The 12,586-nt window shown below is 37.9% G+C and carries 8 protein-coding genes; all 8 read left to right on the top strand.

Annotation, left to right across the window (positions count from 1 at the left end):
- Positions 1 to 27 precede the first annotated feature (27 nt).
- On the top strand, positions 28 to 1,986 hold the full coding sequence (glgB, locus tag BQ5341_RS08515) for a 1,4-alpha-glucan branching protein GlgB (RefSeq protein WP_071131575.1): 1,959 nt from the start codon (positions 28 to 30) through the stop codon (positions 1,984 to 1,986).
- Positions 1,987 to 2,018: 32 nt separating this feature from the next.
- Entirely contained in the window at positions 2,019 to 3,161 is a 1,143-nt protein-coding gene (locus tag BQ5341_RS08510; protein WP_071131574.1) for a glucose-1-phosphate adenylyltransferase, read from the top strand.
- Positions 3,151 to 4,332 (top strand): glucose-1-phosphate adenylyltransferase subunit GlgD, encoded by a 1,182-nt coding sequence (glgD, locus tag BQ5341_RS08505; RefSeq protein ID WP_071131573.1) that lies wholly within the window; start codon positions 3,151 to 3,153, stop codon positions 4,330 to 4,332. Before BQ5341_RS08510 ends, glgD begins: the two co-directional genes overlap by 11 nt.
- Positions 4,329 to 5,771, top strand: a complete 1,443-nt coding sequence (gene glgA, locus BQ5341_RS08500) for a glycogen synthase GlgA (protein ID WP_071131572.1) — start codon at positions 4,329 to 4,331, stop codon at positions 5,769 to 5,771. Before glgD ends, glgA begins: the two co-directional genes overlap by 4 nt.
- Positions 5,772 to 5,780: 9 nt before the next feature.
- Entirely contained in the window at positions 5,781 to 8,177 is a 2,397-nt protein-coding gene (locus tag BQ5341_RS08495) for a glycogen/starch/alpha-glucan phosphorylase (RefSeq protein ID WP_071131571.1), read from the top strand.
- A 53-nt stretch (positions 8,178 to 8,230) separates the two neighbouring features.
- The gene (locus tag BQ5341_RS08490; RefSeq protein WP_235836391.1) at positions 8,231 to 10,069 is read left to right on the top strand and encodes a glycoside hydrolase family 13 protein; all 1,839 of its coding nucleotides are present in this window, start codon (positions 8,231 to 8,233) and stop codon (positions 10,067 to 10,069) included.
- 58 nt (positions 10,070 to 10,127) lie between these two features.
- Entirely contained in the window at positions 10,128 to 10,994 is an 867-nt protein-coding gene (locus tag BQ5341_RS08485) for a hypothetical protein (RefSeq protein WP_071131570.1), read from the top strand.
- A gap of 231 nt (positions 10,995 to 11,225) precedes the next feature.
- Positions 11,226 to 12,563 carry a UDP-N-acetylmuramate--L-alanine ligase gene (murC, locus tag BQ5341_RS08480; protein WP_106396204.1) on the top strand — a complete coding sequence of 446 codons (1,338 nt, stop codon included), beginning with the start codon at positions 11,226 to 11,228 and terminating at the stop codon, positions 12,561 to 12,563.
- The last annotated feature ends 23 nt before the right edge of the window (positions 12,564 to 12,586 follow it).

Genomic DNA, 12,586 nt, shown 5'->3' with positions numbered 1-12,586 from the left:
GGATTCACTTAAAAAGGAGGCCTGTTTATGGAAAATTACAGTATGACCGATCAAAAAGAAGCAGCCCGCACTTTTTTGACGGGGGAAAATTTTTACGCGCAACAATTTTTAGGATGCCAAAAAGTCACTCAAGATGGAAAAGATGCTTTTCAATTTAATGTTTGGGCGCCTAATGCTCTTGCAGTTTCATTGGTGAGCGACTTTACTGATTGGACGAATGGTCAAGTGATGGAAAAAAATCACGACACTGGCATCTGGTCATGCGTGAATGAACAGGCTCAGCTGAATGATTTTTACAAATTTAAAGTAAAACGAGCAACAGGGGAAACGATTTTAAAAACGGATCCTTTCGCTACTGTTTATGAGTTGCGTCCAGACGATGCGGCTTGTGTCTATTCCATTGCACCAAAAAAATGGAAAGACGGCTTATGGTTTGGTCGCAAGAAAAGGCAGAATTTATTTAAACGGCCGCTAAATATTTATGAAGTTCACGCTAATTCTTGGCAACAACACGAAGATGGTAGTTTTTATACGTGGAAAGAGTTGACGAAACATCTGATTCCTTATGTCAAAGATATGGGCTACACGCATTTGGAATTTTTACCTTTAACAGAATATCCGCTAGATGCTTCTTGGGGGTATCAAAGTTTTGGTTATTTTGCTTTAACGAGTCGTTTTGGCACACCGGAAGATTTCCAAGATTTTGTGGAAGCTTGTCATCTGAATAATCTTGGCGTCTTTATGGATTGGGTGCCAGGTCATTTTTGTCCAAATGATGATATGCTGGCTTACTTTGACGGTACAGCTCAATTTGAATATAAAGACGGCGAGCGGGCAAAAAATGTTGGTTGGGGCGCTTTGAATTTTGATTTAGGCAAACCGCAAGTCCAAAGTTTTTTAATTTCTTCGATTCTTTTTTGGCTAGATACGTATCATTTAGATGGCATTCGCGTTGATGCGGTCTCTAATATGTTGTATCGCGATTTTGATCAAGGGCCTTGGAGCGCTAATGTCGACGGCGGTAATGAAAATTATGAAGGTCTGCACTTTTTGAAAAAAATGAATGCTGTCGTTCATCTGAAACATCCAACTGCCTTAATTGCGGCTGAAGAAAGTTCCCATCAAATTAAAATTACCGGACCGCTGGAAAGTGGCGGTTTAGGATTTGATTACAAATGGAATATGGGTTGGATGAATGATATTTTGAAATTTTTTGAAATGGATCCCATTTATCGCAAACAGAATTTTTCATTGACGACATTTTCTTTTATGTACACTTTTAATGAAAATTATATTTTACCGTTGAGCCATGACGAAGGGGTCCACGGAAAAAAATCCTTGATGCATAAAATGTGGGGCGATCGTTACCGACAAAAAGCCCAATTACGTAATTTGTATACGTACATGACGTTGCATCCCGGGAAAAAATTAAATTTTATGGGAAATGAATGGGGTCAATTTCTGGAATGGAAATTCCAAGAAGGTCTTGAGTGGGTGGATTTAGAAGATGAGTTAAATCAAAAAATGCTTCATTTCACCAGCTTGTTAAATCATTTATACAAAAATGAAAAAGCACTGTTTGAATTGGATCATGATCCAGCAGGTTTAGAGATTATTGATGCCGATAATATTGATCAAACGGTTCTAAGTTTTATCCGGAAATCGAGTCGCAAAAATGATTTTGTCATTGGTATTTTTAATTTCACTCCGGTTGAACGGCAACATTTTAAAGTTGGCGTGCCATATTCGGGGACGTACGAAGAAATTTTAAATAGCGAAATGACTGAATTTGGCGGGACCTTTACGCAAGGCAATCCAGAAATGAAAACAATGGATCTTTCATTTAAACAATTCTCGCAGCAAATTGATGTCTTAGTGCCTGCTTTTGGAGCTGTCTTAATTAAACCAAAGAAAATTATTACCCGCTCTTTTACCGGAAGTAAAAAAGAAAATCAAAAAGGAAGTTCAAAAGAAAATCCAAAATAGAAACGGAGGAATACGGGATTATCCCGGAATATATGAAAACAGAAATGCTTGCCATGATTTTAGCCGGTGGTCAGGGGACTCGGCTAGGAAAACTTACCAAAGATATTGCCAAACCAGCAGTACCATTTGGTGGTCGTTATCGAATTATCGATTTTACTTTAAGTAATTGCGCCAATTCCAATATTTCAAATGTTGGCGTCGTCACTCAGTATCAACCGCTGGCTTTAAATGCTCATATTGGAAACGGATCATCTTGGGGTCTAGACGGAATTAATTCCGGGGTGACCATTTTACAACCGTATTCTTCTCAAGATGGTGGCAAATGGTTTGAAGGAACCGCCCACGCCATTTACCAAAACATCGCCTATATTGACCAAATGGATCCGCAATTTGTCTTAATTTTATCTGGGGATCATATTTATAAAATGGATTACGATGTGATGTTAGAATCACATATTGAAAATAAAGCTAGTCTCACGGTGGCCGTGATTGAAGTGCCAATTGAAGAGGCCAGCCGTTTCGGGATTATGAATACCGATGAAAATGATCGTATTATTGAATTTGATGAAAAACCAGAAGAACCGAAAAGTAATCTTGCTTCCATGGGGATTTATATTTTCAACTGGGGCCGTTTGCGCAAACTTTTGGTTAATTCTTATTCCAAAGACGATCAAATGTTAGATTTTGGCAAACATGTGATTCCAGCTTATTTAGAAAGTGGCGAAAATGTTTTTGCTTATCGTTTTGATGGTTACTGGAAAGATGTGGGGACGATTGACTCCTTGTGGGAAGCTAGTATGGAATTTATTGCTTTAGACAATCCGTTAGATATTTCTAATCGCGCTTGGAAAATTTATTCAAAAAATTTAATTTCACCGCCGCATTTTATAACGGATACGGCCCAAGTTGAAAATTCTTTAGTCAATGATGGCTGTTATGTGGCCGGAAAAGTGGTTCATTCGATACTTTCTAGTGAGGTGCAAGTCAAAGAAGGTAGTTTTATTGAAGATAGCTTTGTGATGCCCGGTGTGACTGTTGGGAAAAATGTGACGATAAAAAATGCGATTATCGGCGAAAATGCCATTATTGGCGATAACGCTGAAGTGATTGGGGAAACAGAAATTGCTGTTGTGGGAAATCAAGAAGTGATTGGAGTGCAAATAGATGAAAACTAATAAAATGTGTGCCATTTTAGGTAATGTCCATCGCTATGAAGCATTAGAACCGTTAACTGCTAAACGCCCGATTGCCACATTGCCATTTGATTGTAAATACCGCTTAATTGATTTTCCTTTGTCGGCAGTCCGCAACGCCAACATTGATTCCGTTTTTATGGTTTTTAATGAAGGAGAAACACAATCGGTTTTTGATCATATTCGCGGCGGTAAAGAGTGGAATTTAGATACGTTAAAAAATCGCTACTTTTTATATTTTTACCAAGAGTTTGAAAAAAAACGGGCGCGAGGGGAAAATTATTACGCCAGCTTAGTTGATTATTTGCAAAAATCTCAAGCGCCTTATACGGTAATTATGGGAAGCAAAATGCTATGTAATATTGATTTGCGCAGTGTTTTGCGGGTTCATGAAAAACAAAATAATCACTTGACGGTAGTTTATAAAAAAGTGGAACCAGAAATGATTGATGATCATGATACGGTCTTAACTTTAAATGAAAATAATCAAATTAGCGCCTCTCATCTTTTCAATGAAAAAGAAGATGCCCATGAAAAAGAAAATTTGTGTATGGATATTTTTATTGCCGATACCACTTGGTTAATTGACTTTTTGCAACAAGCAGAAAGAGATCAAGGGGAGCCGGCGGTGAGTTATTTATTGGATGCCTATTTGGCCAAAGTACCGACAACAGTTTATGAATACACAGGCTACTTAAGTAATATTTCATCGATTACGGCCTACTTTAAAGCAAATATGGATATGTTAGATCCGACGAAATTTAGCGCGCTTTTATATTCCAATCAAAAAATTTACACGAAAATTAAAAATGAAGTGCCCACTTACTATGCGCCAAATTCAGTCGTAAAAAATTCCCAATCCGCAACTGGTGGAATGATTGAAGGTCGGGTGGAAAATTCTTTACTCGGTCGCCAAGTCAATGTGATGGATGGTGCTAAAGTAAAGAACGCCATTATCATGTCCAATTGCAAAATTTTAGAAGACGCGACGATTGAATATGCGATTTTAGACAAAAATGTTATTGTGGATGCCCACGTAAAAATTATCGGAACACCTGAAAATCCAGTAGTGATTCCAAAAGGCGCCCGGATTATAAAAGATGTTTACGGCATTGATGTCTTAGTGGAAAAAGAAGGCGTAAAACACTTATGAAAATATTATTTGCAGCCGCAGAAGCCGCCCCTTTTTTTAAAACGGGGGGCTTAGGGGATGTTGCCTATGCGCTCCCAAAAGAACTCGCTCGTCAAGGTCATGAAGTGGCGGTGATTTTGCCTTATTTTTCCAAAATGCCAGAACGTTTTAAAGAAGTTATTGCAGATGATTTTTATGACTTTGTTCAAGTCGGTTGGCGCCGACAATATGTAGGGGTAAAAAAATTAAAACAAGAGGGCGTCTTGTATTATTTTTTAGATAACGAATTTTATTTTGGTCGCCATGAACTATATGGTTATTATGATGACGGAGAACGGTGGGCCTTTTTTTCTTTAGCCGTTTTGGCTTTAATGAAACAATTGGCCTTTAAGCCGGATGTCTTACACGTTAATGATTTTCATACCGCGATGATGCCTTTTTTACTAAAGGAAAAATTCGGCGGTGATCCGTACTATGATTCAATTAAAACAATTTTGACCATTCATAATATTGAATTTCAAGGGGCGATGGATCCTAATGTTTTACCGGATTTATTTGGTGTTGGGATGGAACGCTTTTATGATGGCACCGTGCGGATGGGTTCGGCGGTGAACTTTTTAAAAGCCGGAATTTTTTATGCCGATCTGGTAAATACGGTAAGTCCAACTTATGCTAAAGAAATTCAAACACCAGCGTTCGGTTGGGGTTTAGATGGTATTTTGCGACTGGTTGATTTTAAATTATCAGGAATTCTTAATGGCATTGATTACACCGTCAATAATCCTGAAACGGATCCTAAATTGCCAGAACATTTTTCCAGTAAAAATCTAGCTGGAAAAGCACGCTTGAAAGCAGCCTTACAAAAAAAAGTTGGCCTGCCTGTTGATAAGCAAGTGCCATTAATTGGGATTGTTTCTAGACTAACTTTGCAAAAAGGATTTGATTTGGTTTTACAAAATCTGCCTATTTTACTAGCTCAAGATGTTCAACTAGTTGTTCTTGGTACCGGGATGCCAGAGTTAGAGCATGGATTTTCTTATTATGCAGAAAAATATCCCGAGAAATTCAAATTAAATTTAGCTTTCGATGTTCGCTTTGCTCAAGAAATTTATGCTGGGGCGGATTTATTTTTAATGCCTTCTGCTTTTGAACCGTGCGGCTTATCGCAAATGATTGCCATGCGTTACGGCACGTTGCCGATTGTTCATGCGGTTGGCGGCTTGAAAGACACGGTTAAAGGATTTCATCCCCATCAAGAGAACACCGGAGCGACTGGTTTTTCTTTTGAAGTTTTCAATGAAGAAGGATTAAATTATGCTTTAAATGTCGCCACAAATCTTGTTTGGAATGACCCAGCCAGTATTGTGACCTTACAAAAAAATGCTATGGCTCAAGATTTTTCTTGGGAAAGCAAGGCCGCACTTTATATTGACTTGTATCAGCAATTACTTCATAACTAAGGAGCCCATATGAAATTAACGAAAGAGCAATTTACCGAAGATTTTCTCCGCCAACTGCAACAGCGCTTTGCTTTGTCGGTGGAAGACTCTTCAAATTACGAGTTGTATATGTCTTTAGGGGCTTTAACCCGGGCGTATTATTCTGCTGAATGGAAAAGTAATACGGAAGTTTTGAAAAAAGATAAAAATAAACAAGCGTATTATTTTTCGATTGAATTTTTACCGGGGAAAATGTTGAAAAGTAATTTACTTTCTTTAGGAATTTTAGAAACGGTTAAATCTGGTCTGAAAGATTTATCTTTAAACTTAGATGAAATTGCAAAAGCAGAACCGGATATGGCGTTAGGAAATGGTGGCTTAGGACGGTTGGCTTCTTGTTTTATGGATGCTTTAGCTTCATCAAATTTTCCAGGGAACGGCAATGGAATTCGCTACAATTATGGATTATTTAAACAAAAATTTGTCGACGGCTATCAAGTAGAATTACCTGATTCTTGGCTTAAAGGCGGAAATGTTTGGGAAGTTCGTAAAGAAAATAAAGCGGTGAATGTTGGCTTTTCTGGTCAAGTATATATGGTTGATGATGGGTTAGGTAATTTAAAACCTCATTATGAAAATCAACAAATTTTGCGCGCCATTCCATACGATACGCCCATGTTAGGTTTTGAAAATGATGTAACTAATGTGATGCGTTTATGGACGGTTGAAATTCCTGTGACGGAAGAAGGAAATTATTTAACAGTAGAAAAACGGCGGGCCGTAGAAGATATTACCGCTGTTTTGTATCCGGATGATTCCAACTACGAAGGACGCTTGCTGCGTTTAAAACAAGAATACTTTTTTGTTTCAGCGGGATTACAAAGTATTCATAATTATTTTTTGAGTTTAGGATTGCCTTTAAGTCAATTTCCTAACCATGTGGCAATTCATATTAATGATACCCATCCGGCGCTTTGTGTGCCGGAGTTGATGCGCTTGTTGCTGGATGTTGATGGACTTAGTTGGGAAAAAGCGTGGGACATCACTGTTAAAACCATGAGTTATACGAATCATACGATTATGCAAGAAGCTTTAGAAAAATGGCCGACGCAAATGGTGTATGATTTATTACCACGACTTTGCCAAATCATTCAAGAAATCGATCGCCGCTTTGTGGCCGAAAAAACGCCGCAAGTCGGTCCTAGTTTAGTGCATCGGACGCGTATTTTGCAAAATGATCACGTCCATATGGCAAACTTGGCCATTATTGGCAGTCATTCGACTAATGGTGTTGCTAAATTGCATTCGGATTTATTAAAAAATGTCGTGCTTCACGATTTTTATTTACTTTATCCGGAACGGTTTAATAATAAAACCAATGGCATCGCTATTCGTCGCTGGTCGCAACTGGCCAATGAACAAATGAGTCAAGTGTTAGACGAAACAATTGGTCGATCTTGGCGAAAAAATATTGATGATTTAGTTCTTTTAAAAGCTTATCAAGACGATCCTGCTGTTTGGGAAAAATTAGCGACAGCCAAACGGGCGAATAAAGAACGTTTATCTCAGTTTATTATGGAGACAAAAGGGATTGAAGTCAGTCCAGCGGCGATTTTCGATGTGCAAATTAAACGACTCCACGCCTACAAGCGCCAGTTGATGAATTTATTGCATATTCTTAAGTTATATATTGATTTAAAAGAAAATCCTGCAAAAAAAATGATTCCGCGCGTGTTTATTTTCGGGGCGAAAGCTGCGCCAAGTTACGATTATGCAAAAACAATTATTAAATGCATTAATGAAGTGGCCGACTTAATTAATGGCGATAAAAGTATTTCTGGTCAAATTAAAGTTGTCTTTTTGGAAAATTACAATGTTTCTTTAGCCGAACTAATTATTCCAGCAGCTGATGTGAGTGAACAAATTTCCCTAGCTACGAAAGAAGCATCGGGAACTTCAAATATGAAATTAATGCTCAATGGCGCCATCACCGTGGCAACTTTAGACGGCGCGAATGTAGAAATTCGTGATGCAGTTGGCTCAGAAAATATTTTTATTTTTGGACTTGATGAACAAGAAGTGTATGGTTATTACAAACGTCGGGATTATAATGCTAAAAAGATTTACGATGAGGATCCGATTATCCAAAAAGTGCTTAATAGTTTTATCGATGGAACGATTCCTAATATTCAACGAGAAGGTCGCGAGATTTACGAGTCACTTTTGACCTATAATGATGAATATTTTGTCTTACGAGATTTTGCGGCTTACTGTTCCGCTCAAGAAAAAATTTCTCAACATTATGCTGACCGTGACGTTTGGCAAAAAATGAGCCTTTTAAATATCGCTAATGCTTCGCAATTTTCAGCGGACAAAACAGTTACGAGATATGCTGAAGATATTTGGCAAATTGATCCTATTTTTTAAATATGTCTGAAAAGCGTTGAAGCAATTCAGCGCTTTTTTAAGGAGGTAGCACGTTGGTCCAAAATATTTATTACAATTCCTATTTGCCATTTCATAAACATCCATTCGGGGCAGTCGTGCCAGAAACGACGGTGGATTTTTCGATTTATGTCCCCCAAGAAACGACAGAAGTCTTGCTAGTGATGCGTCCTAGTGATCAAGATCAGGGAAAAGAAAGCTATCCCATGAAAAGAATTGACGACAATCATTTCACTTGTCCTTATAAAATAAAAAAAGCGCCGGCTCTTTATTTTTATTTTTTTGAAGTGACCGTCGAGCACGATCAAGGATTTCAAACTTATTATTATGGGAGTCGCCAAAATTTAGGCGGCGAGGGTCAACTTTACGGGAGCGAATATGATGTTGTTCCTTACCAGTTGACTAGCTATGTGAAAAATGATCCAGCACCAGCTTGGTATCGGAAAAGTGTTTTTTATCAAATTTTTCCAGATCGCTTTAACAATGGCAATCCTGGGCAAAAAATTAATGCACCGAAAAAAAATAGTTTCATTTATGGGCAAATGTCAGATGATCCCTTGTATATAAAAAATAATCTTGGAGAAATTTTACGTTGGGATTTTTATGGTGGGAATTTTTTAGGAATTCAGCAAAAGATTCCTTATTTGCTAGAGCTGGGAATTAATGCGTTGTATTTAAATCCGATTTTTTTGGCCAAAAGTAATCATCGCTACGATACAAGTGATTATTTACAAGTCGAGCCGATGTTAGGCGATGAAGCGGGTTTTAAAAAATTGGTGGATGCGCTGCATGATGCGGGAATTTACGTGATTTTGGATGGTGTATTTTCACATGTCGGTAAAGATTCGATTTATTTTAATGAAAGTGGCGAGTATGGGGAGCTCGTTGGGGCTAGTAAAAATATTCATTCTCCTTATTTTCCTTGGTTTACTTTTACGGATTATCCAAATGAATTCAAAACTTGGTGGGGCATTAAAGATTTGCCCGAGGTGCGCAAAGAAAATCAAGATTTTCAAGAATTTATTTATGGTGATGAGGGTTCTGTCTTAGCTAAATGGGAAGAATTTGGCGTAGATGGTTGGCGTCTAGATGTCGCCGACGAGTTGCCAGATAGTTTTATTAATGGCATTCGCAAATATTTAGCGGTAAATCCGGAGCATGTTTTAATTGGTGAAGTGTGGGAAGATGCTTCTAATAAAATTTCTTATGGCAAAAGACGCAATTATATTTTAAATCATTCGCTCCATGGGGTGATGAATTATCCATTTCGGGAGATAATTATCGAGCGGGTGACTCAACAGGAAAAACCAAGCGTCGCAGCTGAACAATTAATGACTTTAAAAGAAAATTATCCGCCAGATGTTTTGTTAAATAATCTCAACAATCTTGGTACCCATGATACGGAGAGGATTTTTTCATTAGTCGGTGAAAAAGAGGAATTAATGGCACTAGCGTGTGGTTTATTATTTACTTTGCCTGGTGTTCCTTGCGTGTATTATGGAGATGAAGCGGGATTAACTGGTGGCAAAGATCCGGGAAATCGCAAATTTTTTCCTTGGGGACAGGAAAGGACAAAGCTCACTGCTTTATATGAGAAATGGATTGAGCGGCGAAAAGAATTGACGGTTTTACAAACGGGCGACTTTTTACCTATTTTTACCCAAGATTTATTTGGGGTTTGTCGTTATGATGAAGAAAATTTTGCCCTTTACTTAGTGAATTGTACGGAAGGAAGCCGCCAGCTAGACGTGGCAGAATTTGATTTTTCTGGCAAAAGTCCTTTTGAAAGTCAACAGTTAATGGAACTTTTAAAAGACGTGGAAATTGACGGACAGGCCGATTTTTTCATTAGTGGACCATTTGCTAAGCTGTAAAATTTTTTCGACAGTATTTTTTGGCGCTTTGTGCTAAAATTTAAGTATATGAAGAGAAATGAGTGATTTTATGGCCCAAGATAAACGTAATTTTCGCTTTCCGGCTTTTTCTGATTCTGAAGGGGTCAAGCTGGACAATGGAAAAACCACCGATAATTTTTTAGCCGAGCAACTGATTAGTGCTCATGCGAGTCAAGCGCTAGAAAAAAATGAAGACAATTTATTTAATAGTAATAATAATAATCAAGCGGCAAAGATGAGCTCGGTAAGTCAGCAAACGACTCATCAGGCCAATGAAAATCCAGCATTGTCAAAAACAAAGGCTGAATACAACCCAGACATTCCTGAAGCGCTTGATGTGGTGGTGGACCGAAAAGTGAAACGTCAACCAACAAGTTTTTCTACTTATGCGCCAAGTAAAAAAGGTCAGCCGTCGTTTCAACCTGCTGGAAATTCTTTTGCTTTACCGACGAAACGTGATTTTCCAATTGTTAAAGGGGAAAGTGCTCCGGTGGAAGATTCAGTCATTCATCGGAAAAATATTATTCGCAATCTAACGGCGCAACGAAATTATTTTGTCCCTAAATACGTGCCAGCTTCATTAATTGTTGAAGAAGAAACTCCAAAAATTTCGGCCAAAGAATTATATGATAGTATGCAAAAAACGCCAGAAAGTTTTTTGTTATTTGGTGACCAACAAGAAGAAACAGATGATGTAGCAGAAATGATGGCAGAAGAGCATTCAGAACAAAGGCTAGAAGATCTGCCAGAAAATAGACCAGAAATTTTCCCGGAATCAGTACTAGAAACTGCGGAAAATGCTCCAATGACCGACAAAAGTAAAAAAGGCGTTTTAGAAAAAGGATTAAAAAGTATTTTTGAAGAAGAACAACCACCATTTTACAATCGGTACTTTGATCAATAAGTCTGCCAAAGCAACTTTACGAAAAAAAATTAGATGAATTAATTTAACAAAAACAAAAAATCAATCAGCGCATTTTTCAAAAACAAGGGAGCCAACTTCCTTGTTTTTTTGTGAAGATAAGTTTCACACCTTGCATAAACAAGTAATTTGTACGATAATACTTAGAGAAATTTCCGCATTTTCGCGGTTTAAAATTTAAAAAAATGAGGGACAACAATGACTGAAAATCAAATGATTACCGATAAATCTAAATTATTTCACTTTGTAGGCATTAAAGGTTCAGGAATGAGCTCACTTGCGATTATTTTGCATGAAAAAGGATATCGCGTTCAAGGAAGCGACGTGGAAAAATATTTTTTCACCCAACGAGATTTAGAGCGGGCCGGCATTCCTATGATGCCTTTTGCCGCTGAAAATATTAAACCAGGGATGGTGGTGATCGCCGGCAATGCCTTTCCAGATACCCATGAAGAAATTCAAGAAGCGATGCATCTCAATGTGCCAGTCGTCCGTTACCATGATTTTATTGGCGAATTTATTCAGCCTTATACAAGTATCGCCGTTACTGGTTCCCACGGAAAAACTTCAACGACTGGACTTTTGGCCCATGTTTTGTCAGGCGTTGCTCCAACAAGTTTCTTAATCGGCGATGGTACCGGTCATGGTGATCCGAATGCTAAATTTTTCAGCTTTGAAGCGTGTGAATATCGTCGTCATTTTCTCGCTTATTCACCAGATTATGCGATTATGACGAATATCGACTTTGATCATCCTGATTACTATACAAGTATTGAAGATGTTTACAATGCGTTTCAAACCATGTCCACGCAAGTGAAAAAAGCGATTTTTGCTTATGGGGACGATGTTTATTTGCGGAAATTAAAAACTGAGACACCAATTTATTATTATGGTCTAAACGAAACAGACGATATTTATGCTAAAAATATTGAACGGACGACAAAAGGTTCAGCTTTTGATGTGTATCATGATGAAACTTTTGTTGGGCATTTTGTTTTACCAGCGTACGGCCAACATAATATTTTAAATGCATTAGGCGTTATTGCAGTGGCTTATTTTGAAAAATTAGATATGAAAGAAGTCGCCGCTGAAATGTTGAGCTTTAAAGGAGTAAAACGGCGGTTTTCCGAAAAACAAGTAGCCGATATGGTGATTGTGGACGATTACGCCCATCATCCTGCAGAAATTAAAGCAACGATTGATGCCGCGCGACAAAAATATCCTAACAAAGAAATTATTGCCGTCTTCCAACCCCATACTTTCTCACGGACGATTGCTTTATTAGATGATTTTGCTACAGCATTGGATTTAGCGGATCGTGTTTATTTATGTGATATTTTTTCTTCAGCACGGGAACAACAAGGCAATGTGAAAATTGAAGATCTCGGGGATAAAATTAAAAAAGGTGGCAGCGTGATTGCCGAAGATAATGTATCTCCACTTTTAGATTATCATGATGCTGTGATGATTTTCATGGGAGCCGGCGATGTGCAAAAATTTGAAGCGGCTTATGAAAATTTACTGTCAACGACAACTCATAATGTATTATAAACACTTGGGAAAAGACTTTTTAT

Origin of the sequence: Enterococcus timonensis, from assembly GCF_900104595.1 — a bacterium.
Taxonomy (GTDB): Bacteria; Bacillota; Bacilli; order Lactobacillales; family Enterococcaceae; genus Enterococcus_J; species Enterococcus_J timonensis.
The sequence above is the reverse complement of the archived record's forward strand: the minus strand, read 5'-3'. Positions and strand labels throughout refer to the sequence as shown.